The organism is Streptococcus mitis (assembly GCF_047462815.1).
GTDB lineage: Bacteria > Bacillota > Bacilli > Lactobacillales > Streptococcaceae > Streptococcus > Streptococcus mitis_DO.
The window spans coordinates 1-23,365 of the sequence record NZ_JASHFB010000016.1; the positions used below are offsets into that span (position 1 = coordinate 1).

The following is a 23,365-nucleotide window of genomic DNA, read 5'->3' on the forward strand; positions in this document are numbered from 1 at the left end:
TACGGGATTCGAACCCGTGTTACCGCCGTGAAAAGGCGGTGTCTTAACCCCTTGACCAACGGACCTGAGTTGTTATTTTCAACTCTTACTATTATACAGCCTTTTTATTTTTTGTCAACTACTTTTTTAAACTTTTTTAATTTTTTTGCATAGCTTCCTACCGGGTTCGGATATCAAACTCTTTAAACACAATACGTAGCTCCCTTAACACGCTTTGACGACCTCGGAATCGTTCATGTCTTAAGACACGTTCTAACTCTTCTTGTTGCTCTTTAGTTTGTTTACTTCTATAATCTCTTAGTGTTTCATGAAAGAGATAGTAATCATCCAGCCAGAGTCCTCCCTCACTGATACGATGGCTAATCTCACCTACTTCTTCATATGCTTCTTTATCATATCTTCGCTTCTGGCTTTCTTGCTTACGGAGATAATCTAAAATTCGATTTCGAAACTTGGTTTTGAAATATTTCCTTAAACGAGGGATATCTTCTACCAGTTTTTTCTTCTCTACAGATCAATTCATGTAGGCATATCATTCCCTCTTGGTCCCAATCCGATAACTCCCATAAATGAAGGTAATATTCCTTTCTACACTTATATACAACTCCCTGGACTTCTTCATACAATTTTTTAAACATTCTATTCCCCTTTCTGTTTACAGTCTAACAAATCAAGAAGCTAATTGGATTCATTTCATCCATTCTGCACCCTTTACTGCCTCAACTGCACAAAAAAGAGAGGCCTTGCCTCTCTTTGGGTTATAATTCTGCAATTTGGTTTAGATTTACTTCTGCAACTGTGTCATTACCAAACATAGAGATAATCATCTTCACTTTATTGTTATCAATCTCTGTAATTTTACCAGTATAGTCTGCAAAAGCACCATCAATAATACGTACGGTTTGACCAACCTCAACATCGAAATCAAATTCTTGAACAGTTTGTCCCATAGATACCAAAATGTCACGAATTTCTTGTTCCAATAATGGAGTTGGTTTCGATCTGTTCCCGTGTGATCCGACAAATCCTGTTACATTTGGTGTGTTTCGAACGACAAACCAAGCTTCATCTGTCATGACCATTTCTACAAGAACATAACCTGGAAAGCGATTTTCTTCTATTTCTTTTCTCTTTCCATTTTTTTCAACTTGCACTGTTTGTGTTGGAATTTCAACGCGTAGAATATTATCCAACATATTGTAGGTTTGTGCACGTTGTAATAGATTTTCTTTTACCTTATTTTCATAACCAGAATAAGTTTGTAAAACAAACCACCCTTTATCAAAACTATCCATGATATTTCCTTTCATAAATAGAAGATCTCTAGAGTAAATAACTCCACTAACCTTCTAAAAAATGTTAATAAATCGAATCAAACCTGAAACAATCAACTGGTCAAAAATGTAAATAATTACTACAAAGAAAGCAGTGTATTCCATGATAGAACGAAAATCTCTCCAGCTTTCCTTGCGAGTTGGCCATGTTGTGTCTTTAAGAAGTCTAAAAATATCTCCAATAAAACGCATCGCTCTCTCCTATCTCGTTTCTCTGTGTGTAGTGTACTTGCCACAATGCTTACAAAATTTATTTACTTCTAGTCGTGTAGGCTTGGGGTTTCCGCTGATCTTGATTGAATAGTTTCTCGAACCACAAACCGCACAAGCTAGGCTTGCTTTTTTTAATGCCATAACGCCTCCATCTTATCTATTATAACAAGAAAGCTAGGCTTTGACAAGCATCTTAGCGAAATAGATTGACTACCGAATCCCATATTGTTTGAGCCTTTTCCTTAATCTTCGCATCCGAGATAGCCCGACTAGCCTCATCTACTAGACTTTGCGCACGTCCTCGAATATCAGACAAATTATCATCTGTCTGGCTATTATCATTGGTTTGTACTTGTCTTTTTGTATTAGCGGGTGCAATTCCGTTTTTCTTATATGCATTTTCAACTGTAAAGGTACTTCCTGGGGTATAAGGTAAAATGGTATTTGCAATGTTTCTAAAGACATGAGCTGCACCATTTGAAGTAGATCCTGCTAGATAGTGATTTTCATCAGTGGTCGGGAAACCAAGCCAGTGACTAATCACTACATCCGGAGTATAGCCAATTACCCACTGGTCACTTGTGTATTCCGGATTGAAAACTGCTTCGGTTGTACCAGTTTTCCCTGCCATGACATAGTCTGCAGGCGATGAACTAATACCGGTTCCGTTGGTGAATGTCCCCAACATCATACTGGTCATCTTATCAGCTACAGACTTATCAATCACCCGTTTTTGTGAATTTTTATGGCTTGCAATAACCTGTCCGCTAGCATTTTCAATTCTACTAATAAAATGAGCTTCAGGCATTAAACCTTCATTTGCAAAGGCAGCGTATGCTTGAGCCATTTGAAGAGGGTTGGTTTCAACACCGCTTCCCAAGGCAACACCAAGAACACGGTCGACTTTTTCCATGTTGAGTCCAAATTTTTCTCCTGACTCAAAAGCCTTATCAACACCCAAATCATTAACGGTGGCAACAGCAGGTAGATTAAGCGATTCTGCCAAGGCTTGATACATAGGAACTTCACGACTCTTTTTGATTCCTGCATAGTTATCTACCTTATAGTTGTCATACTTCATGGTATGGTTATCCAAGAGCTTATTCAAAGCCCAACCTGCCTCAACTGCTGGCGTATAAACAACTAAAGGCTTAATTGTAGAGCCAGGGCTACGTTTTGATTGGGTCGCATAGTTGAAATTACGGAATCCAGTTTTATCATTGTCAGCAACTTGACCGACAACCCCACGAACTCCCCCTGTTTTCGGTTCGAGAGCTACACTTCCTGATTGAGCAAATGTTCCATCCTCTGCTCTAGGAAATAGTGAGGTGTTTTCATAGACAACCTGCATATTTGCTTGGTAGTTTTGGTCCAGTTCTGTGTAAATGCGGTAGCCATTATTGACAATTTCTTCCTCTGTTAGATTATACTTGGAAACGGCTTCGTTAACCACCGCATCAAAGTAAGAAGGATAGCGGTAATCTAAGATTTTTCCTTCATACTTATCGTGCAATTGCAAAGTCATATCAACTTCTGCAGCTTCGGTTTCTTGATTTTTATCAATGTAACCCGCTGCAAGCATATTTTGCAAGACAGTATCACGACGATTAGTAGAATCTTCCACAGATTTCAAGGGGTTATACAGTTCCGGTCCTTTGAGCATCCCTGCCAGAGTCGCAGCTTGATCCAAACTCACTTCTGACGCAGAAACTCCAAAGTATTTCTTACTCGCATCTTCAACCCCCCACACACCATTTCCAAAATAAGCGTTGTTAAGGTACATGGTTAAAATCTGATCCTTACTATATTTTTTTGTTAATTCTAAGGCAAGGAAAAATTCTTTCGCTTTTCTCTCGACAGTTTGATCCTGCGATAGATAGGCATTTTTAGCCAGCTGTTGGGTAATAGTAGAACCACCACCTGAACGACCAGCAGTGACAATCGCCAAGAAGAAACGACCATAGTTAATCCCGTCATTTTTATAGAAAGAGCGGTCTTCTGTCGCAATAACAGCATTCTGCAAATTTTTACTGATATCAGTCAATTCAACGTAGGTTCCCTTTTGACCAGACAAGGCACCAGCCTCTTTTTCTTCACGGTCAAAAATGAGAGTTCGAGTTTTCAAGGCGTTTTGCAAATCGTTAACATTGGTTGACTTAGCTACAGCAAACAAATAGGTTCCAACTAGCAAGCCTGCACTCAAACCTAGTATAAGGACAATCTTTGTTAGATGATAACGACGCCAGAATTTCCGAATCGGACCCACTTGGGCTAATTTTTTTCGATCACTACGAGAGCGACGTAAGCTAGTAGAATCAGAGTCCTCTAGTTCACTTGTTTCTTTTTTAAAAAGAGAAAGAAATTTCTCAAATAATTTATCTAATTTCATGCGTTTATTTTATCATCTTCATCATAGGAAGACAAGAATTTAGCTATTTCCTATCCAAATAGGGCTTTTTTTGTTACAATATCTGTATGCAATTCACATTTACATTACCAGACTCTCTACCTCAAATGACGGTAAAGCAATTACTTGAGGAACAACTCCTCATCCCTAGAAAAATCCGTCATTTTTTGAGAATCAAGAAACACATTTTGATTAATCAGCGAGAAGTTCATTGGAACGAGATGGTAAATCCTGGAGATGTTTGCCAATTGACTTTTGACGAGGAAGATTATCCCGAAAAAGAAATTCCTTGGGGCAACCCAAACCTCGTTCAAGAGGTTTATCAAGATCAACACTTGATTATTGTCAACAAACCAGAGGGGATGAAAACGCATGGTAATCAGCCAAACGAAATCGCCCTTCTTAACCATGTCAGTGCCTATGTTGGCCAAACCTGCTATGTCGTTCATCGTCTAGACATGGAAACCAGTGGTTTGGTTCTCTTTGCCAAAAATCCTTTTATCCTGCCTATTCTCAATCGCTTACTGGAGAAAAAAGAGATTTCTAGGGAATACTGGGCACTAGTTGATGGAAATATCAACAGCAAAGAGCTTGTTTTCAAAGACAAAATTGGGCGCGATCGCCATGATCGCAGAAAGCGAGTAGTTGATACAAAAAATGGGCAATATGCTGAAACACATGTAAGCAGATTAAAGCAATTTCCAAACAAAACTTCCTTGGTTCGTTGCAAGTTAAAGACAGGGCGAACCCATCAGATTCGTGTGCACCTTTCGCATCATAATCTTCCTATCCTGGGTGACCCTCTCTATAATAGTAAATCAAAGACAAGTCGGCTTATGCTTCATGCCTTTCGTATTTCCTTTACCCATCCGCTTACTCTAGAGAAATTAAGCTTCACTACCCTATCAGATACTTTTGAAAAAGAATTAAAAAAGAATGGATGATTGTGTCATCCATTTTTCCATATAAGAAAAGCAAGACCAAGAGGTCTTGCTTTTTATCGACTCATGAATTATTTAGCGATTTTTGCGAAGTATTCAAGAGTACGAACAAGTTGTGCAGTGTATGACATTTCGTTGTCGTACCATGATACAACTTTAACCAATTGTTTACCGTCAACGTCAAGAACTTTAGTTTGAGTTGCGTCAAACAATGAACCGTAAGACATACCTACGATATCTGAAGATACGATTGGATCTTCTGTGTAACCGTATGATTCGTTTGAAGCTGCTTTCATAGCTGCGTTCACTTCATCAACAGTAACGTTCTTTTCAAGAACTGCTACCAATTCAGTAACTGATCCAGTTGGAGTTGGAACGCGTTGTGCAGATCCGTCAAGTTTACCGTTCAATTCTGGGATTACAAGACCGATAGCTTTTGCAGCACCAGTTGAGTTAGGAACGATGTTTGCAGCACCAGCGCGAGCACGGCGAAGGTCACCACCACGGTGTGGTCCGTCAAGGATCATTTGGTCACCAGTGTAAGCGTGGATAGTAGTCATCAATCCTTCTACAACACCAAAGTTGTCTTGAAGAGCTTTAGCCATTGGAGCCAAGCAGTTTGTAGTACATGAAGCACCTGAGATAACTGTTTCAGTACCGTCAAGAACGTCGTGGTTAGTGTTGAATACAACTGTTTTAACGTCGTTTCCACCAGGAGCAGTGATAACAACTTTTTTAGCTCCACCAGCGTGCAAGTGTTTTTCAGCAGCTGCTTTCTTAGCAAAGAAACCAGTAGCTTCAAGAACGATTTCTACACCGTCGTTAGCCCAGTCGATTTGTTCTGGATCACGTTCAGCAGAAACTTTGATGAATTTACCGTTAACTTCAAATCCACCTTCTCTAACTTCAACAGTACCGTCGAAACGACCTTGAGTTGTGTCGTATTTCAACAAGTGTGCAAGCATAACTGGATCTGTAAGGTCGTTGATACGAGTAACTTCAACACCTTCTACGTTTTGGATACGACGGAAAGCAAGACGACCGATACGTCCGAAACCGTTAATACCAACTTTAACTACCATTAGTGATTTCCTCCTTATGAAAATCATGAAATTTTTATTGTGAAAAGAGTAACTTGAATCACTACAAATCACCTTTCAACAAACCTATTATATAACTATTTAAGTTTAATTGCAAGTACGGGCGTTGTTTTTCTATGTTAGTTTCTTTTTAAGGCTATAAATCAAGAACTTCCTTACTATTCATATCGTAGCGATTCTACAGGATCCATTTTACTAATTTTACGCGCTGGGAAGTAGGCTGAGACATAACCAAGTAATAGAGCAAAAGCTAGAGTTCCTAAAATAGATAGAAGATTTAATTCAAAAACCTTCGTGATGGATGGGTAAAAGTGATTTACAACCGCATTCGCCAAACTTCCCACCCCTTGTGCAACCAAAAATGCCAGCAGCAAGGCAATGCCTACAATCCAAATAGCCTCGTAAATAAAAATTCCTTTGACATCACGATTTTGATAACCAACTGCCTTCATGACACCTATCTCCTTAGAACGTTGCATGATATTGATGTAAATGATAATACCAATCATGACCGCTGCTACCACAATAGCTTGTGATGAAAGTACAATCAACAATCCCTGAATGACACGAATAAAAGTAATCACAATATCAAGAACCTTCTGTTGAGAAAGAACGGTATACTTCTTATTTTTCTGCAATTCTTCTGTTACCACTTTTGTCTGTGATGGATCTTTGAGTTCCAAGATAAAATAAGATACAGCTTTTGTAAATCCAGCTTCTTTCAAAATTGTTTCCATTTGATTAGACGGCATGAAACTGTTGCTATCCTCCATGTCATCTTCATCATTGATTACACGCACAATCTTCGTTTGAAATTGAGCAATCTTGCTAGTTTCAGCAGCATTTTCTACAATGCTGGCTGAGACTGATTTGCCAATAACATCACTAGCCGTCAGATTTTTCCTGTCTGTTCATTCCAACTTTTTAGTAAACTGCTTGGAATTGTCAAACCCTGTTCATTTGCATCAGTATAGAGGGAACCAGCTAATACTTTGTCCGCCTCATTACTACTAACAGAAATACTTGTATCCTCATAGAGACTCACTACTTGAGCATAAGAAGGCATCGTTTGACTCAGATCCATTTCTTGCCCATCTATAGTAATATTTGACATGGTCATCCCAAAAGGACTCTCCAAATATTTAATAGCTTCTTTTCCAACTGTATCTGTGATATAGTTCTTATCATCTTGGTTTAAAAAGCCTCGTCCAACATTTTTTGTGTTTAAAGCAATCTGAACTTGAGAAGGAATTTGACCTCCATTCGTATTTTCATCAATCATCGAAATCAAAGCATTTCCCAAGCCGAAAGAAATTAAGACTCCTACAAAACCGATTGAGGTTGCTAGCGCAATCAATAGGTTACGCCACTTTCTTTCCATAAAGTTATTTAAAGAAAGTTTGAATTTGTTTTTCAATGATAATCCTTTATTTTTTGACTTCTTCAACGACTTCACCATCCTTCATTTTGATAATCACATCTGCATATTCAGCAACCTCTGGATTATGGGTTACAATCAATACTGTTTTCCCTGTTTGGGCTAAATTTTTAAATACTTCCAATACCATTTCTTGGGATTGAGAATCCAGCGAACCCGTTGGCTCATCTGCTACAATCATATCAGGCTGATTTACCAAGGCACGCGCGATTGCTACGCGTTGCTTTTGCCCGCCAGAAAGTTGTTTAACATTTTTAGCCATAAAAGGTTCCATTCCTAAGCTACTTAATTGCTCCTTTGCAATCATTGTCATCTCCCTGTCAGATAAATCTTTGACATAGAGAGGTAGCTTGACATTGTCCAAGACAGACTGATGAGGAATGAGGTTAAAGTTTTGAAACACAAATCCAATCTTATCTTTACGAAATTGAGTTAGTTCAATCTCTGATAAGTCACGGAGGGATTCTCCTTTAAATTCTAAAACTCCTTCGTATTGTCTATCTAGACCACTGATGATGTTTAGTAGACTGGTTTTGCCACAGCCTGACGGCCCGTAAATCGCTGTAATTTTACCTTTTGCAATCTGCAGGTTTATATTCTTTAAAGCCTGTTCTTGATGTTTACCGTCCAAAGTGTAAAACTTTGAAATATTTTTAATGGATAAAATGGACATTCTTTCCCCTTGTTTAAAACTGTTATCATCATACATCATAATTATAGAAAATCCTTCAAGCTACATCAGCGCTGATTTACCCTTTAAGCCTACTACTTAGAATTTTCTCTCTATTCCCTAGTTTGCTTCTGGATGTATATCAAGTAAAATTCATTTTAACAAAAAAGCGACATTTCTCCAATGACAGAAATGTCACTCCTATAAACTCTTTAACGATATCTTTCTAGATCCTCGGCCCATTCATTATCTAAACTAACGATTAACTTCTCATTGCCAAACATCCTCGCCATCATTTTTGCTTCTTCATACTTTTGTTTTGCTGTATCATAATCCGTCTGAATATAATATTTCCATTCGACCATAAGTACAATCGGTTGCTTTTGAAAATCTCGTGTTTTTTCAGAAATCCAATTCAGTTTTTCCACAGCTAACTTAAATAACTCTAAATCATTCAATAATTCACAACTTCCTAGCCCTGCAAATAACACATCACGAACAAGAAATAAATCGTCTGTACCGCTATTTTCTACGTTATTACACACTTTTTGAAACATTAATTGAAGTTTCTGCTGTTCGCTAATAGATAACTGTCCTTTTTTTATATTTTCTAAATAACTACACAAAAAATACAATCTAATTTTTAAAAGATCTGAAAAGGAAAATTCTCTTTGATTCCATAGTTCCTCAAAAGATTCATCTAAAAGCGCTATTCCATACTGTTCATTATCCGTCGCTCTCACTTCATCTATTGCTTGAAGACAATCCACTATCATCTTCTCATCACGTGGCAAAGCATCATAAAAATTCTCAAAAATCTCATCAAAATATTCTTCCTTTTGTTCCTGCAACTCCTTGTCTCCGTAGTCAGGGTGATGTAAAAGAAAGTACTTTAATTCTTGGTAACGCTTGGGTAATTCCTTATAATCTGGCATCAAGACGTAGGACGGAATTTCTAATCGTTCTGCAATATATTCTAGTATTTTTATCGTTGGGCGAAATTCTCCTTTTTCGATCCGCACCAACTGACAGACTGATAATTCAGACTCATCCCCACAAAAAACTGGACGACTAAGCCCTTTCTCCTCTCTTAAAAGTCGCACTTTATCCCCTAACTCATTTATCTTGTTCATTTGCCCCTCGCATGATTATAAAAGATTTGATTTTCAAATAAATATATGCGATGATTATACCATTTTTCAAATAGAATTACAAAAAAGAGACAGGAAATTCCTGCCTCTAGGCTGATAAACAATTATTTGCGGCGTCCTGGTCTTTCTTTGTAGCCATAGTAAGCATCTGCCATGATTTCTTCCATGTCAGCTACCATTGGCAAGCGTGGGTTAGCAGGTGAACATTGGTCTTCATAAGCAAGCAAGGCAATTTCATGCAAGCTGTCTTTCCAAGCTTTTTCATCAATTCCTTGATCCTTGAAGTTCATCTTGATACCTACTGCAACACCAAGTTCGTAAACAGCTTTGGCATAAGCTTCAACCGCTTCTTCTGGAGTTGAGTGAGGCAATCCAAGCATTTTCGCGATGTCTTGGAATTTCTCATCAGCTTTCCAGTAGTTGTATTTAGGCCATGTAGTAGTCTTAGATGGACGAGTTCCGTTGTAACGGATAACGTATGGAAGCAAGATAGCGTTTGTACGTCCGTGAACAGTATGGTGAACCGCACCGATCTTGTGGGCCATTGAGTGGCTCATCCCAAGGAAGGCATTGGCGAAGGCCATACCTGCCATTGTAGAAGCGTTATGCATTTTCTCACGTGCTTCTGGGTCAGCTGTCTTAACAGATTTTTCCAACCATTCAAAAACAAGTTTGATGGCTTGAAGGGCGATACCATCTGTGTAGTCGTTAGCGAAGTTTGAAGTGTAGGCTTCAGTCGCGTGAGTCAAGACGTCCATACCTGTGTCAGCAGTAATGAAATCTGGAACTGATTCAACCAAAGCAGGGTCAACAATCGCAATCGTTGGTGTCAATGAGTAGTCAGCCAATGGATATTTACGGTTATTTTTCTTGTCAGAGATAACGGCAAATGGTGTTACTTCTGAACCTGTACCTGAAGTTGTTGGGATACCGATGTACTTCGCTTTCTTACCAAGTGATGGGAAGCGGAAGGCACGTTTACGGATATCCATGAATTTTTGAACCAAGTCACGGAAGTCGATTTCTGGTTGTTCGTAGAAGAGCCACATAACTTTGGCTGCATCCATTGGTGAACCACCACCAAGAGCAATGATTGTATCTGGTTCAAATGCTCTCATCACTTCAGTACCACGTTCTACAGTTGTGATATCTGGATCTGGTTCAACATCTGAGAAGACTTGAACAGTTACACGGTTGCTACGTGCGTTCAATTGATCGATAACACGTTGAACGAAACCGAGTTTTTCGATTGATTTGTCCGTAACGATCATAACGCGTTCAATATCTTCACATGTTTGAAGGTATTGGATAGAATTACGTTCGAAGTAAATTTTTGAAGGAACTTTAAACCATTGCATATTATTTCTACGTTTCCCTACTTTCTTGATGTTTAGGAGGTTAATAGCGCTCACGTTATCCCCAACAGAGTTGCGTCCGTATGAACCACATCCAAGTGTCAATGATGGGATGAAAGCATTATAAACGTCACCGATACCACCGAAAGTAGATGGAGAGTTCCAGATAATACGCATAGCTTTGATTTCTGTACCAAAGCGTTTAGCAAGAGCTTCATCTTTTGTATGGATAGCTGCTGAGTGACCAAGTCCGTTAAACTCAACCATTTGACGAGCTTTTGTAAGACCATCTTCTGTATCTTCAGCTTTCAATACAGCGATTACTGGTGACAATTTTTCACGAGTCAGTGGTTCTTTTGGCCCTACTTCCTCACATTCTGCCGCCAAGATGTTTGTTCCTTCTGGAACACTGAATCCCGCTTGTTCTGCAATCCATGCCGCTGGCTTACCAACAATGTTTGCATTTAGTTTAGCACCAGCACAGTTTTTGCTGTTTGCTTTCACACCAAAACAGAATTCTTCAAGAAGTGCTTTTTCTTTTTTGTTTACAAAGTAAGTGTGGTATGATTTGAATTCTGCTACAAATTCGTCGTACACTTCTTTATCAATGATAACTGCTTGTTCTGATGCACAGACCATCCCATTATCAAATGATTTAGACATAACGATGTCATGAGCAGCTTGACGAAGGTCAGCAGATTTTTCTACATAGGCAGGAACGTTTCCGGCACCTACCCCAAGAGCTGGTTTACCACATGAGTAAGCTGCCTTAACCATGGCATTACCACCAGTTGCAAGGATAGTCGCAACACCTTCATGGTTCATAAGCGCTCCAGTTGCTTCCATAGATGGCTCTGTAATCCATTGAACACAGTTTTCAGGTGCTCCAGCTGCGATAGCGGCATCACGAACGATTTGAGCTGCGTGAGCAGAAGATTCTTGAGCTGATGGGTGGAAGGCAAACACGATTGGATTACGTGTTTTCAAAGCAATCAGTGATTTGAAAATCGCTGTTGAAGTTGGGTTGGTTGTTGGAGTGACACCACACACAACACCGACAGGTTCTGCAATTTTAGTCAATCCTGTAACGGGATCATCTTCGATAACTCCGACAGTTTTAACTCCACGCATATTGTTCACTACGTGTTCACAGGCAAAAAGGTTTTTTGTCGCCTTGTCTTCAAATACACCACGACCAGTTTCTTCAACTGCATGTTGTGCCAGTATACCATGCGCGTCAAGTGCTGCAACTGAAGCTTTCGCTACGATGTAGTCAACTTGTTCTTGGTTCAACTTGCGCATCTCATCAAGCGCAACCAAGGCTTTTTTCACGAGACCATCGACATGCTTTTCAGCAGCAAGTTGTTTTCCCTCAGGTGTTACTGTTTTTTTATCAGCCATATTATCCTCCATAGCCTTTAAGGATTTTATCCTTTGTTAATTTTTTCACAAGTTTATTATAACTCTTTTTTTATGTTTTGTAAACAGTTTCATAAACATTTCACAAAGAATTTTTGCGATATTGTGAAATTACTCTCAAATACGTTATAGTATCAACTTTTGACTAGGTGATTGTGAAATAACAACAAAAATTTTTTTATTTCACAAACCTAACAAACAACAAGAAAACGTTTTCTTGTTTCTTGTAAAAAAACCTCCATGTCAGGAGGCTTTATTTTTGTTGAAAAACGCCTTGTTTAAAAGTCCCTTCATAAACGACTTCTTGTTCTGTTGTTAGTTTCCCTTTTCCTTCAGCCTGACCATTTACAAAATCACCTTCGTATGTCCAGCCTTCTTTAGATTGAAAGGTACCTTTTCCGTTGAAGGCTCCATTGCTGAAACCACCTGTATATTGGTCTCCATTTTGGAAGGTAATGGTTCCTTGACCATTCATTTTACCTCGGACAAGACTGCCGTCATAAACAATCGTTCCATTATCCAGTTTTAAGACACCTTTTCCGGGAATATTTAGAAAAAAGACGAGCACAGCACAAAAAACAATCGTAACTACTGCCAAAAGCTCTAAACGTGGACGAGTCAGATAGACACGATACTTTTCGTAAAAATTCTTAAGATTTTCCACCTTCACTCTCCTTTTCTAAACGTTCTAGCCAAACTTGACACCCCTCTTGAACACGCCGATAAGTTTCCTCAAAATCTCCTGTATACCAAGGGTCTGGAACACTTTCAGATGCAAATGAGTAAATCTTATCTTGACAGTCTGCTGGACACATCTGACGTAAGTCAGAAACATTTGAAGCATCCATTCCGATAATATAATCAAAGGCTTCAAAATCTTCCTTACTAATCTGAAGCGATGTCTTGTGCTTGTCATAAGGAATCTCATACTGTTGAAAAATTCCCTGAGTGCCCTTATGAATCGGATTGCCATGTTCCCAAGAGGAAGTCGCTCGACTTTGGATTTCGTAGTTATCTGTCATTGATTTCATAACAAACTCGGCCATAGGGCTGCGGCAAATATTTCCCAGACAGACAAAGACTAGTTTTTTCATCCCATTTCCTTTCTTTTATAGAAAAACGGGAGTTAGTGGTCCCGTCTTATTTTTCAATTGCACCTTCGAGTGAAGCTGTTTCTTTAAGTGGTAATACGGTCTTGATAGCAGCTAGTTCAAAAGTCAAGTAAACTCCATCTACATCAAGAACAATTGTTTTCTTCTCCGTATCTACTTCATCAACTGTTCCGTAAAGTCCACCGATTGTAATAACTTCATAGCCTTTTTGTAGTTTATTTAAGCTTTCCATACGTTTTTGTGCTTGTTTCTTTTGAGAGCGTTGCATAAAGAACATCAAGCCCAACATCGCTACAAGCATAATCACAAATGTTAAATTTGGACTAATATTTTCCATAGTATTTTCTCCTTTGTATTTTACATAGGACTACTATATCAAATTTCAGCTACTTTTACAAGATTGTACCTTGCTTTTCTAGTAAGAAAAAACCAGAGCTTGCGCCCTGATTTTTAGGATTATTTCAAGTTTTGAACGACTTTTACAAGATTTTCAACAGTAAAGCCATATTCTGCCAATACTTTTGGTGCTGGAGCAGAAGCTCCGAAGGTATCAATACCGAGAACGGCACCATCGAGACCAACATATTTGTACCAGTTTTGAGTTGCACCCATTTCGACTGCAACACGACGGCGGACTGCATTTGGAAGAATTTCTTCCTTGTATGCTGCATCTTGTTTATCAAAGACATCTGTAGATGGCATGCTGACTACGCGGACTTTTGCACCTTGACTAGCCAATTCTTTGGCTGCCGCGACAGCAAGATTGACCTCTGAACCTGTCGCAATCAAGATGGTATCAAAGTCTGCTGCAGTTTCATAGACAACATAGGCACCTTTTGCAACCTTATCGAAATCTGTCCCTTCTTCAACAGTCAAGTTTTGACGGGTCAAGACAAGGGCAGTTGGTGTTTTCTCACTTGTCACTGCAAGGTACCAAGCTGCTTGAGTTTCACGCGCATCTGCTGGACGGAAAACATTTAGATTTGGCATAGCACGAAGACCTGCCAAATGTTCAACTGGTTCGTGAGTTGGACCATCTTCACCAACTGCGATTGAATCGTGAGTGAAAACATAAGTCACAGGAAGTCCTTGCAAGGCTGACAAGCGGACAGCTGCCTTAACATAGTCAGAGAAGACGAAGAAAGTTCCACCGTATACACGAAGTCCACCGTGAAGGGCCATCCCGTTCAAGATCGTTCCCATTGCGAATTCACGAACACCAAACTGAATGTTACGGTTCAAGCGATGAGCATCGTCTTGAAGTTCGTCAGTCTTGATATAAGTCATGTTTGAGTGAGCAAGGTCAGCTGATCCACCCAAGAAAGTTGGCAATTTAGCAGCTACAACGTTCAAGGCATCCTGGCTTGAATTACGAGTTGCTTGAGAGAATCCGTTTTCTAAAGCTGGGAAGTCTGCCGGAGTCACTTCAACTGGATCACGTCCGTCAATGATAGCTTCTACTTCTGCAGCCAATTCTGGATGCGCTTCTTTATAGTCAGCAACTAATTTTGTCCAAGCTTGATAAGCTGATGCGCCACGGTCTGCAACATTTTCCTTGAAATCAGCATATACTTGCTCTGGAATTTCAAATGGCTCATAGTCCCAACCAAGTGCTTGGCGAGTTGCTGCAGTTTCATCTGCTCCAAGAGGGGCACCGTGTACAGCATTAGTTCCTTGTTTGTTTGGAGAACCGTATCCAATCACAGTCTTCACTTCAATCAAAGATGGTTTGCCTGAAACTTTAGCTGTTTCGATAGCAGCATAGATAGCTTCCAAGTCTGTTCCATCTTCAACCAAGGCAGTGTGCCAACCGTAGGCATTGTAACGGTCACGAACACTTTCTGTAAAGGAATCCTTTGTTTCGCCATCCAAGTTGATGTCATTTGAATCATAAAGAACAACCAACTTGTCTAGTTTTTGCAAACCTGCGTATGAAGCCGCCTCGCTTGAGACACCTTCCATCAAGTCTCCGTCTCCACAGATAACATAAGTATAGTGGTCAAAGATATTGTAGCCTTCGCGATTGTATTTTGCTGCCAAGAAACGTTCTGCTTGGGCAAAACCAGTAGCAGTTGAAATACCTTGACCTAGAGGACCTGTCGTAGCATCAATCCCTGCTGTATGGCCAAATTCTGGGTGACCTGGTGTTTTTGAACCCCATTGACGGAAGCTCTTGATCTCATCCATGCTGACATCTTCAAAACCAGAAAGGTGAAGAAGAGCATAAAGGAGCATTGAACCATGACCTGCTGAAAGAATAAAACGGTCGCGGTTAATCCAGTTTGGTTGAGCTGGATTGATACGAAGTTGTTTTGTAAAGAGGCTGTAAGCCATCGGAGCTGCTCCCATAACCACACCTGGGTGACCTGAGTTGGCTTTGTTGATAGCGTCAATACCTAGGAAACGAATTGCATTAACAGATAGATTTGACATAGAATTTCCTTTCTATTTGAGGTGATTATTGAATCACACATTCTATTTTACTATTATATGAAAAAATACATAGAATAGCAATTAAACAATTCGACTCTAGATAGGTCTCGTGACTTCTACCCTCTGGTCGCCTGATAGTAGGGAAGTAAGCGCTCATAAGCTTCATCTAATTTTTCTAAAATCACTTCTAATGATTGATTTTCAATAAAAGAAACATCTGCCTTAACTAACACTTTTCGGACTTCCTGATTGGATATTTTATTTCTTAAAATTTTACGATTTTCTTCGTTCGCATCCCATCTTTGACTTTGACCATCAGAGTAGGCTAGATAATAAATTCCTTCTACAACTGGAACTTCTAATACCTTGGTTTGTTTCTCCAAAGTTTGCTCATCTTTCTTGCGCTCGATGAAACTGACTTCTAAGGAAATACCAAAATCAGAAGGATTCCCGTACAAACGTAAGGCTAGCATAGGTTCAGTCACTTTCCCCTCACGTTGTATATAAGCCCAGAAGTGTGGTCGCAAGCGCTGCGCTTGGTTCATCCACTGGCTAGTCTGTTGGAGTTGCCATTCTGGATGGCTTGCTTGAAAGGCTTTGGCTAGTTCTGTAAAAGCCTTTCGTGCCTCTTGACCTTTGTGGCGCAATTCCAGCATCTTCTCTCGCTCTGCTCCCGCTTTATCAGGATTACGGTACTGCAAACCAGCAAAGTCTAAATAATCTCTTATCTTATTCAACATTAGTTTAATCTCCTCCAGCTAGCAAAAAATCAGGAGAATCCTGATTTTACTTATTCTGTATCTACAACGACATAGCGATTGGGTTCGTCACCTTCAGAGTAACTGGTCACGCCATCCATACGTGAAATAATACGATGGATAATCTTACGTTCGCTATTCGACATTGGATCTGTTTGATGACTACGTCCTTCTTCTAAAACACGTGTCGCCAATTTTTGAGCATAGGTCTGCAAGACTTCTGCACGGTGTTCAACATAATCATTGACATTAATAGTGATATAGAAGGTTCTTGAATAGCGGTTATAAAGATAATTTTGAGCCAATAGTTGCAAGGCCTTCAAAACTTTACCATGGTAACCGATAATACGCCCTGGTTCGTTGGTGTCAATTTGTAGATTGATGCTACGACGGTTATAATCATTTGAAAGTGTGGCTTCAACATCCATGTCATCAATAATTGTTTGAACATAAGTCGTTACTTCCGTAGCTACTTGTTCAATATCGAAGCTCGGTTCAACCTTCAAGCCCAAGTCTTCTAGTTCTTGGCTTTCAGTTTGCTCAACTTGGCTTTCAATATTAAGAGTTTCTACTTCTTCTTCGATATCAGCTTCTTCAAGTTGTAATTCATTTAAAATCTCAATGTGCCCAGTTTCTTCTAAGATAGTGCTGGCATGTCTTTCATTTTTCAAAATCTCAGCCTTAACTTCATCAGAAATTTCTTGACCTTCTTCTTCAATCTTTTTAATTGCTTCTACAACATATCCCAAATCAACTGTCGCTTCACTGACCGTTTTAACTGGTTCATTTTGTTCATTAATTTCTTTAGGAACTCCCTTTACAGCTTGTTGGTTGGCTTTTACAACTGTCGTTTCACTAATAGCATCAATATCCACTTGGGCTGGTTTTTTACCAAATAAACCGAGAAATCCTTTTTTCTCACGAGAAATGACTTTGATATGAGCCTTCATTCTTGGAATATCTAATTCTTTCAATCCTGTCTGGATTGCTTCTTCAACAGTTGAACCTGTAAATACTACCATTACCAGATTCCTCCTTATTATTTCGTTTTCTGAGCCTTTTTCTTGGCTTTTCTTTTTCTATTTTCCAAATTTTTTTGTGCCTGTACTACGGCCTCGCGCTCTGCGATAATCTTGAATGGATTGTTCAAGAAATAGGTTTGCAAGACTTGATAAGCATTGGACACTGCCCAGTAGAGAGCGACTCCGCTCGGAGCATAAACCCCAAAGATAAAGATCAAGACTGGAATCCCATACATCATCGCAGTCGTAGCTCCGTTACGCTCAGACAAGGCTTTATTGGATAACCAAGTACTTAAAAAGGTGAATACTGCTGCTAAAATCGGAAGCACGAATGTTGTATCCACATCACCAAGATTAATCCATAAGAAATGACCTGTCTTCAAAAAGTCAACTCTTGATAGAGCTTGAAACAAGGCCAAGATAAGTGGCATCTGAATCAAAATCGGCCAAAGAGAATCTGACTGTCTGACACCCATTTCTTTAAAGACTTTACGCATTTCCTGCTCTAGCTTGGTTCTGCTTTCCATATCTCGACCCGGATATTGTTCTCGAAGCGCCTTAATGCGTGGTTGAGCTTCCTGCATTTTTCTAGAAGCCACCATTTGCACTTGAAAGACTGGCAAGAGCACTGTACGAATCAAGATTGTAAAGAGAATAATTCCCACTCCGATACTAATATCAAACGATAAAAAGCGAATGACCTCTGCAAAGAAGTAAACCAATTTACTCCAAAAATCAGTCGAATCTGCCGTAATATCGCTAGTTGTCCCATTAGTTGCACAGGCTGTCATGATAAATAGAGATAGACCTAGCAAACTAGTCAACTGTAATTTCTTTTTCACTCCCATTTCCTTCCTGGTAGATCTTTGATAATTTTAATACGTGGAGTAGATTTTTCTCCATCTCTGCGTATCCCAAGGTTTCAACCCCTTTTCGAGCAATGACAACAAAGTCGACATCTTCTACCAGACTCCCTTTTGCATTCTGGATAATATGACGAATCCGTCGCTTGATTTGATTTCTAGTAACTGCATTCCCCAGCTTTTTGCTAACTGATAGACCTACTCGAAAATGGTTTTTCTGGTTTTCTAATTGGTAGACAACAAATTTGCGATTAGCAAAACTTGTTCCTTCCTTGAAAATCGCCTTAAAATCTTTCTCTCTTTTTACACGAAAGTTTTTCTTCAAAACTCAACTCCATCTATTAAATTACTACTATTATACCATATTTTTCAAAAAAGCCAATCATAGCAAGGTTTTGGACAATTTCATCAGAAAAAGAAGCTGGAAAAATCACTTTTCCAACTCCTTGTACGGAATATTTTTTCTGATTTTAGTTATTTTTTCAAACGTTCAACATCACGGGCAATAATTAATTCTTCATCTGTTGGAATAACCAAGACACGGATTTTCGCTGCATCTGTTGAGATGTCTCCTGTCACACCAAAGACGTTCTTTTCTGGGTCAACATCACAGCCAAACCAAGAGATACCTGAGATAACATCTTCACGTACAGCAGCTGCATTTTCTCCGATACCTGCTGTGAAGATAATAGCATCTGCTCCATTTAGGACCGCAAGGTATTGACCGATATGCTTTTGGATACGATCAACATACATTTCATAGGCTAAAGTAGCATCATGATCCCCTTCTTCCATAGCAGCAATTACATCACGCATATCACTAGATTTACCTGAAACACCCATAAGTCCTGATTCACGATTAAGGACGCGACTAATATCTTCAGGCGTGTTAAAGTCCTCTGTATATTGCATTAAATAAGGAATGATGGCTGGGTCAATATCTCCTGTGCGAGTTCCCATCATCACACCGCCAAGTGGAGTGAAGCCCATTGAAGTATCGACAGATTGACCACCCTTAACTGCTGTAATAGAAGCACCATTACCGATGTGGCAAGTAATTAACTTCAAGTCTTCTAATGGACGTCCCAAGAGTTTTGCAGCTTCTCCTGCTACAAACTGGTGGCTTGTACCGTGGGCACCGTATTTACGAACCTTGTTTTCTGTGTAGTATTTTGTTGGTAGAGGGTAGCGGTAAGCTTTCTCTGGCATACTTGTGTGGAATGAAGTATCAAACACAACTACACTGGTAATATCTGGCAACAATTCCTTAAAGGCACGAACACCTGCTGCATTGGCTGGATTGTGGAGAGGAGCTAACAAACTCAACTCTTCAACTTTTTCTAATACATCACCTTCAACAACTGTTGATTCTTTGAAATATTCTCCACCTGCCACAACACGGTGGCCAACACCTGTAATCTCATCGTAAGCCTTGATAATATCGAAACGAATCAAGTCATCCAATAAGATTTTAACAGCTTGTGTGTGATTTTCGATATCCAAAATTTGTTGTTCAGAACGGCCATCAAATTTTACAGTTGAAATTGAATCTTTCAAACCGATACGTTCAATCAAACCTTTCGCTAACACCTTTTCTTCTGGCATTAAGTATAATTGCCATTTCAAACTTGAACTTCCTGCATTGATTGCAATTGTTTTTGTCATAACAAGACTCCTCTTTTAAGCGTTTTCATCTATTATAACAAAATCTATTTTATATTTCAGTACCTTGAGTCCATTTTTGAAAATTTTCTTTAAATTTCATTAAAACAATTGCATCTTGCAAGCTAGAAAGTGGATAAACAAAGGGTTCTACTGTAATATCAGTTTTCTTTTGTAAGATAAAAATCGTCTTAGATTGTTTAGCACTGGCAAAAAGATTTTCAGGCAAACTAATCATGGCAACTAGATTCGCCTCCTCTTTCAACCACCCTTTCAATAAATCACTTTGAGGACTGGTCAACAAATCACTCGGAGCTAGAAAAATAGCGTAGCCATCTGATTTGAGGTACTTAATCCCTTGTTCCATGAGCAAGTGATGGGCGTAGGTATGTTCTTGACTAGAAGCAACTTGATGACGCGCTGCAACGGCATCATCAGGATAATAGCCAACAGGCAAGTCGCTGATGACCACATCGCTTTCTTTGAGCATTTGTGGACGAACGGCATCTCCTTGGACAAAGCCAGCCTGCAAACCAATCACATCTGCCATACTAGCTGCCAAATCAATCAGCAAATCATCCACTTCCATTCCCAAGTAATCCACTTTTTTATCAAGCGAGGTCAAGAAAGTAGCGCCCAAAATTCCCATTCCAGAACCCATTTCGAGGATAGAAATTTCCTCCTCTTTAAACAGCTCTTCCACGATAAACACCAAAAGTAAAGCAATGGCGTCCGGCGTAAACTGGTGATTGGCCTGTAAAGGCTCCGTTTGCCCTGCCTTCATCAAGAGAAATTGGTAGGTCTTGAGCCATTCTTCCTTGCGAAGCGCTAAACGCTTAAGGGCCTGATTATTCTCCTTGACCTGATTTAGCTCAGTCTCACCATCCAGATAGATGCTGTTTTGCTCCACCAAGGCGTCATAAAAGTTGGTCGCCAAATCACTTTGGATAATTTGGACATTCTCTAGTAAATACGTATAAGCTTGTTCAATTTTTTCAAAATCCATATTCCTATCTTATCAAATTTCCCTTCTTTTTTCCATCCTTATAGAAAAATCACTCCCTGACTAGGCGAGTGATTTTTGGGCTACTGTTAAAAAGAGTTCTGAGTAATTTCCTTGAAACAGGTCTTCAGCGCTATAGAGAATCTGACTATGCACCGATGAAAAACCATGATCAATTAGCTTGTTTTCCAGTTCACCTAAATCAAATCCATGATGGTTAGCTTCTGTCTTGGTAAAATCGGCAATAAGGAGTCGCCCATCTTCCTTCAAATGCTGATGAAACAGTGAGAGAGCTGCATCCAAATCAGGCATATGATGAAGAACCCGACTAACAACAATGCAATCAAACTCTTGCTTCAAGGGATTTTTCAGTAAATCGTGCTCCAAAAACTGGATATTCTTGATGTCTTGCTGCTCTGCTTTCAAACGAGCCTGCTCCAGCATTTTCTCAGAAATGTCTACAAGAGTGACTGACTTAGCCTGCTTGGCTAGGGGCAAAGCTAATAGACCCGTCCCACCACCAAAATCCAGAATTTCTTTGTCTGATAGAAGATCAAGCTGTTTCTCGACCGCTTGACAAACCAAGTTTGCAAGAAAGATATTTTTAGGGGAATCGAAAGTTTCTGCTTTGTGGTTAAAATCATGTTTCATGCTTTTAGTTTAGCACAAAGTAGCTTGATTAGCTAGGAATTCTCTTTCTTTTCAGGCTTCTTTTCCGATTTTTTCCTCTCTGCTTGATCACTTGAATCAGTCGCTGCCTCTTTCTTTTCATCTGTTTTCTCTTCTTTGATTTTGACTGAAGGAAATAGGAACTCATATTGGCTCTTAGGCGTGTGAACCCTTGTCACCAAGTTTGTTTTCTTATTTTGATAACTCACCTGACCCAGATTAAAGGCCTGTTCTCCACTTTCTTGTTCAGCTTTATCCTTGGTTCGCTTGGCCATGGCAAAAGCGATTAACTTTTCTTTATCCAAAGCATAGTCTTGATAGTGGGCGACTTGTCGGTTCAAGTAAAATTGCAACAAAAGACTAAAGATGGCTGCCATGGTGACTGCATAGAGGAGAACTCCCGCCTTAACTTTTTTCTTTTTCCACACGATAGATGAACTCCCTTTCTAAGCCTTTTTGAAACTGGAAACGAAAACGAACCACTTGATTGTCCTCTGTAATTTGAGCTGATTTGAGTCCATAAACCATAGGTTGATAACCCCGTCCACTGGCATCGGTTTTCCGAAAATCATCTGATTTTGACTTACCTATAGAAATATCCTTGCCATCCTGCTTCACATATATACGATTACCTTCCACTTTTTCGAACTGCGAACGGTCTAATTCTGCCTCCAGCTGATCCACAAACAAGAGCCACTCCTTTTGCTCGCTTTGTTGCTGGTAGCGAACTTCTGAAATGAGGAGCTGACTCATGGCCTGAAATAGGAGTAAACTTCCACTGATGACAATGAGAGCAATCAGGGATTCCAACAAGGTAAAAGCCTTGACCTTATGGCTCTTTGATAGCCAACAACTGTTCTGAACCATGGTAGACCTCCAATCCCTTTTCACTAGAAAACACCTGAATCTCAACTCCGTTGATGTTTACCTGATTTTGACCTGTCTGCAGGGCCATCTTAGCTACACGCAAGACTTCTTCCTTTTGCAAGATTCTTGCTTCTTCCTGCCTATTCTTCTGAATTTGTCCCAAAAGAAGGGTCGCAATGCTGGCAAAGATAGCTAAAGCGACTACTGCTTCCAGTAAAATCACTGCCCTAATTTTTTGTTTCCTTAATGCGTTTAATTTTTCCATTTCCTAAATATAATTGATAACGAATCGCTCCTTTGCTGGTCTGAAATTCAACCTTAGCCAGGGACGAATTACCCCCAGCTCGGTCAAATGTAATACTTTGTCCTGAGGGTGCCTGAATTCCTTTAGGAACTGTCAACTTTTGACTGCCATTACTGATCGTCTGCCCATCTAAGTTTAGACTAGTCTTTTGCTGACTGGCTACACTGCGTTTTTGGGTTTCCCGATAGAGTTCTTCAAACTCCATAAAGAAAATCTGCTCCTCTACCGCCGCAAAAGTGGACTGAACAGAACCAGATAAACCCAAGGCAATGATACTCACAAGTCCCAAAACCAAGAGACTTTCAAGCATGGTAAAGGCCTTAATCCGCGACCGTTTGAGTCTTATTTTGTTTTGCATGATATTCTTTATAAGCTTTAGCTTGCTCTTCTGTGATGCGTTCATCTGCTTGTAATTTGCTTAGAGTAGCCTCTTCGTTTTTATTCAAACTATAAAGCTCTGCCTGGCTTTCCACCACCTTAACAACAGCAGCTTTTCCTTTGTCATTGACTGCCTCTTTTTGCTTGGTCAGATTAGGCACAAAGAGCAAGAGAAGCACACTGATGATTAAAAGGACCACCAACATCTCTACCAGTGTGAAAGCTTTAACCTTAGCTTTTTTCAAGAACGTCATCATTTTTTTCAT

General features: G+C 39.6%; 25 protein-coding genes, 1 tRNA gene and 2 pseudogenes. 1 reads left to right on the forward strand and 27 read right to left on the reverse strand.

All coding sequences use genetic code 11. The annotated features are described in order from the left end of the window. The 6 genes and pseudogenes from QM865_RS08365 to pbp2a form a co-directional block, all read right to left on the reverse strand. Window positions 1-57: transfer RNA gene (locus tag QM865_RS08365), tRNA-Glu, on the reverse strand. 100 nt (window positions 58-157) lie between these two features. Beyond that, window positions 158-638, reverse strand: a pseudogene (locus QM865_RS08370) (sigma-70 family RNA polymerase sigma factor). A gap of 120 nt (window positions 639-758) precedes the next feature. Next, on the reverse strand, window positions 759-1,295 hold the full coding sequence (gene nusG, locus QM865_RS08375) for a transcription termination/antitermination protein NusG (protein WP_020901172.1): 537 nt from the start codon (window positions 1,293-1,295) through the stop codon (window positions 759-761). A 54-nt stretch (window positions 1,296-1,349) separates the two neighbouring features. Then, window positions 1,350-1,526: a preprotein translocase subunit SecE gene (gene secE, locus QM865_RS08380; RefSeq protein ID WP_001210991.1), complete on the reverse strand. Its 177-nt coding sequence runs from the start codon at window positions 1,524-1,526 to the stop codon at window positions 1,350-1,352. Between the two features lie 9 nt (window positions 1,527-1,535). After that, window positions 1,536-1,688 (reverse strand): 50S ribosomal protein L33, encoded by a 153-nt coding sequence (gene rpmG, locus QM865_RS08385; protein WP_001809375.1) that lies wholly within the window; start codon window positions 1,686-1,688, stop codon window positions 1,536-1,538. Between the two features lie 52 nt (window positions 1,689-1,740). Further along, window positions 1,741-3,936, reverse strand: coding sequence for a penicillin-binding protein PBP2A (gene pbp2a, locus QM865_RS08390; RefSeq protein ID WP_414306441.1), 2,196 nt, complete (start codon window positions 3,934-3,936; stop codon window positions 1,741-1,743). An 86-nt stretch (window positions 3,937-4,022) separates the two neighbouring features. On the opposite strand from pbp2a, the gene QM865_RS08395 reads away from it, so the two are divergent. Further along, window positions 4,023-4,898: an RluA family pseudouridine synthase gene (locus tag QM865_RS08395; protein ID WP_414306442.1), complete on the forward strand. Its 876-nt coding sequence runs from the start codon at window positions 4,023-4,025 to the stop codon at window positions 4,896-4,898. Window positions 4,899-4,966: 68 nt separating this feature from the next. On the opposite strand, the gene gap is transcribed toward QM865_RS08395, so the two are convergent. The 21 genes and pseudogenes from gap to comGC form a co-directional block, all read right to left on the reverse strand. Continuing rightward, on the reverse strand, window positions 4,967-5,977 hold the full coding sequence (gene gap / locus QM865_RS08400) for a type I glyceraldehyde-3-phosphate dehydrogenase (protein ID WP_000260687.1): 1,011 nt from the start codon (window positions 5,975-5,977) through the stop codon (window positions 4,967-4,969). Between the two features lie 176 nt (window positions 5,978-6,153). Next, window positions 6,154-7,115: pseudogene (locus tag QM865_RS08405) on the reverse strand (ABC transporter permease). 307 nt (window positions 7,116-7,422) lie between these two features. Next, on the reverse strand, window positions 7,423-8,106 hold the full coding sequence (locus QM865_RS08410; RefSeq protein WP_414306443.1) for an ABC transporter ATP-binding protein: 684 nt from the start codon (window positions 8,104-8,106) through the stop codon (window positions 7,423-7,425). Window positions 8,107-8,315: 209 nt separating this feature from the next. Next, on the reverse strand, window positions 8,316-9,236 hold the full coding sequence (locus tag QM865_RS08415) for an XRE family transcriptional regulator (RefSeq protein ID WP_414306444.1): 921 nt from the start codon (window positions 9,234-9,236) through the stop codon (window positions 8,316-8,318). A 122-nt stretch (window positions 9,237-9,358) separates the two neighbouring features. Then, on the reverse strand, window positions 9,359-12,010 hold the full coding sequence (adhE, locus tag QM865_RS08420) for a bifunctional acetaldehyde-CoA/alcohol dehydrogenase (RefSeq protein WP_414306445.1): 2,652 nt from the start codon (window positions 12,008-12,010) through the stop codon (window positions 9,359-9,361). Window positions 12,011-12,281: 271 nt separating this feature from the next. After that, window positions 12,282-12,692, reverse strand: a complete 411-nt coding sequence (locus QM865_RS08425) for a hypothetical protein (RefSeq protein ID WP_265494280.1) — start codon at window positions 12,690-12,692, stop codon at window positions 12,282-12,284. Then, on the reverse strand, window positions 12,679-13,122 hold the full coding sequence (locus QM865_RS08430; protein ID WP_414306446.1) for a low molecular weight protein-tyrosine-phosphatase: 444 nt from the start codon (window positions 13,120-13,122) through the stop codon (window positions 12,679-12,681). Before QM865_RS08430 ends, QM865_RS08425 begins: the two co-directional genes overlap by 14 nt. Window positions 13,123-13,168: 46 nt before the next feature. Further along, on the reverse strand, window positions 13,169-13,468 hold the full coding sequence (yajC, locus tag QM865_RS08435) for a preprotein translocase subunit YajC (protein ID WP_319946365.1): 300 nt from the start codon (window positions 13,466-13,468) through the stop codon (window positions 13,169-13,171). Between the two features lie 128 nt (window positions 13,469-13,596). Further along, on the reverse strand, window positions 13,597-15,573 hold the full coding sequence (gene tkt, locus QM865_RS08440; protein ID WP_153193863.1) for a transketolase: 1,977 nt from the start codon (window positions 15,571-15,573) through the stop codon (window positions 13,597-13,599). 116 nt (window positions 15,574-15,689) lie between these two features. Beyond that, on the reverse strand, window positions 15,690-16,313 hold the full coding sequence (locus tag QM865_RS08445; protein ID WP_153193864.1) for a ribonuclease P: 624 nt from the start codon (window positions 16,311-16,313) through the stop codon (window positions 15,690-15,692). A 50-nt stretch (window positions 16,314-16,363) separates the two neighbouring features. Next, window positions 16,364-17,353 (reverse strand): RNA-binding cell elongation regulator Jag/EloR, encoded by a 990-nt coding sequence (gene jag, locus QM865_RS08450; RefSeq protein ID WP_000260033.1) that lies wholly within the window; start codon window positions 17,351-17,353, stop codon window positions 16,364-16,366. A 17-nt stretch (window positions 17,354-17,370) separates the two neighbouring features. After that, window positions 17,371-18,195 carry a membrane protein insertase YidC gene (locus QM865_RS08455; protein WP_004247677.1) on the reverse strand — a complete coding sequence of 275 codons (825 nt, stop codon included), beginning with the start codon at window positions 18,193-18,195 and terminating at the stop codon, window positions 17,371-17,373. Then, entirely contained in the window at window positions 18,170-18,541 is a 372-nt protein-coding gene (rnpA, locus tag QM865_RS08460) for a ribonuclease P protein component (protein ID WP_033679593.1), read from the reverse strand. Before rnpA ends, QM865_RS08455 begins: the two co-directional genes overlap by 26 nt. Before the next feature lie 149 nt (window positions 18,542-18,690). Then, the gene (locus QM865_RS08465; protein WP_060806175.1) at window positions 18,691-19,881 is read right to left on the reverse strand and encodes an acetate kinase; all 1,191 of its coding nucleotides are present in this window, start codon (window positions 19,879-19,881) and stop codon (window positions 18,691-18,693) included. 49 nt (window positions 19,882-19,930) lie between these two features. Beyond that, entirely contained in the window at window positions 19,931-20,884 is a 954-nt protein-coding gene (locus tag QM865_RS08470) for a class I SAM-dependent methyltransferase (protein ID WP_261219580.1), read from the reverse strand. Window positions 20,885-20,944: 60 nt separating this feature from the next. Further along, the gene (locus tag QM865_RS08475) at window positions 20,945-21,532 is read right to left on the reverse strand and encodes a class I SAM-dependent methyltransferase (protein WP_061087534.1); all 588 of its coding nucleotides are present in this window, start codon (window positions 21,530-21,532) and stop codon (window positions 20,945-20,947) included. A 32-nt stretch (window positions 21,533-21,564) separates the two neighbouring features. Further along, window positions 21,565-21,978 (reverse strand): competence type IV pilus minor pilin ComGG, encoded by a 414-nt coding sequence (gene comGG, locus QM865_RS08480; RefSeq protein WP_061087533.1) that lies wholly within the window; start codon window positions 21,976-21,978, stop codon window positions 21,565-21,567. Further along, on the reverse strand, window positions 21,956-22,417 hold the full coding sequence (gene comGF / locus QM865_RS08485) for a competence type IV pilus minor pilin ComGF (protein ID WP_061087532.1): 462 nt from the start codon (window positions 22,415-22,417) through the stop codon (window positions 21,956-21,958). The genes comGG and comGF overlap by 23 nt, the downstream gene beginning before the upstream one ends. Next, window positions 22,380-22,682, reverse strand: coding sequence for a competence type IV pilus minor pilin ComGE (comGE, locus tag QM865_RS08490; RefSeq protein ID WP_050492328.1), 303 nt, complete (start codon window positions 22,680-22,682; stop codon window positions 22,380-22,382). The genes comGF and comGE overlap by 38 nt, the downstream gene beginning before the upstream one ends. Next, a complete protein-coding gene (comGD, locus tag QM865_RS08495) occupies window positions 22,645-23,079 on the reverse strand; it encodes a competence type IV pilus minor pilin ComGD (RefSeq protein WP_061087530.1) in 435 nt (144 codons plus the stop codon). The genes comGE and comGD overlap by 38 nt, the downstream gene beginning before the upstream one ends. After that, complete coding sequence (gene comGC / locus QM865_RS08500) at window positions 23,042-23,365, reverse strand: competence type IV pilus major pilin ComGC (protein WP_061087529.1); 324 nt, start codon at window positions 23,363-23,365, stop codon at window positions 23,042-23,044. Before comGC ends, comGD begins: the two co-directional genes overlap by 38 nt.

Coding starts and splice junctions, on each gene's coding strand:
- nusG (WP_020901172.1), bottom strand. CDS start 1,295: ATGGATAGTTTTGATAAAGGGTGGTTTGTTTTACAAACTTATTCTGGT.
- secE (WP_001210991.1), bottom strand. CDS start 1,526: ATGCGTTTTATTGGAGATATTTTTAGACTTCTTAAAGACACAACATGG.
- rpmG (WP_001809375.1), bottom strand. CDS start 1,688: ATGGCATTAAAAAAAGCAAGCCTAGCTTGTGCGGTTTGTGGTTCGAGA.
- pbp2a (WP_414306441.1), bottom strand. CDS start 3,936: ATGAAATTAGATAAATTATTTGAGAAATTTCTTTCTCTTTTTAAAAAA.
- QM865_RS08395 (WP_414306442.1), top strand. CDS start 4,023: ATGCAATTCACATTTACATTACCAGACTCTCTACCTCAAATGACGGTA.
- gap (WP_000260687.1), bottom strand. CDS start 5,977: ATGGTAGTTAAAGTTGGTATTAACGGTTTCGGACGTATCGGTCGTCTT.
- QM865_RS08410 (WP_414306443.1), bottom strand. CDS start 8,106: ATGTCCATTTTATCCATTAAAAATATTTCAAAGTTTTACACTTTGGAC.
- QM865_RS08415 (WP_414306444.1), bottom strand. CDS start 9,236: ATGAACAAGATAAATGAGTTAGGGGATAAAGTGCGACTTTTAAGAGAG.
- adhE (WP_414306445.1), bottom strand. CDS start 12,010: ATGGCTGATAAAAAAACAGTAACACCTGAGGGAAAACAACTTGCTGCT.
- QM865_RS08430 (WP_414306446.1), bottom strand. CDS start 13,122: ATGAAAAAACTAGTCTTTGTCTGTCTGGGAAATATTTGCCGCAGCCCT.
- tkt (WP_153193863.1), bottom strand. CDS start 15,573: ATGTCAAATCTATCTGTTAATGCAATTCGTTTCCTAGGTATTGACGCT.
- QM865_RS08445 (WP_153193864.1), bottom strand. CDS start 16,313: ATGTTGAATAAGATAAGAGATTATTTAGACTTTGCTGGTTTGCAGTAC.
- jag (WP_000260033.1), bottom strand. CDS start 17,353: ATGGTAGTATTTACAGGTTCAACTGTTGAAGAAGCAATCCAGACAGGA.
- QM865_RS08465 (WP_060806175.1), bottom strand. CDS start 19,881: ATGACAAAAACAATTGCAATCAATGCAGGAAGTTCAAGTTTGAAATGG.
- QM865_RS08470 (WP_261219580.1), bottom strand. CDS start 20,884: ATGGATTTTGAAAAAATTGAACAAGCTTATACGTATTTACTAGAGAAT.
- QM865_RS08475 (WP_061087534.1), bottom strand. CDS start 21,532: ATGAAACATGATTTTAACCACAAAGCAGAAACTTTCGATTCCCCTAAA.
- comGF (WP_061087532.1), bottom strand. CDS start 22,417: ATGGTTCAGAACAGTTGTTGGCTATCAAAGAGCCATAAGGTCAAGGCT.
- comGE (WP_050492328.1), bottom strand. CDS start 22,682: ATGGAAAAATTAAACGCATTAAGGAAACAAAAAATTAGGGCAGTGATT.
- comGD (WP_061087530.1), bottom strand. CDS start 23,079: ATGCAAAACAAAATAAGACTCAAACGGTCGCGGATTAAGGCCTTTACC.
- comGC (WP_061087529.1), bottom strand. CDS start 23,365: ATGAAAAAAATGATGACGTTCTTGAAAAAAGCTAAGGTTAAAGCTTTC.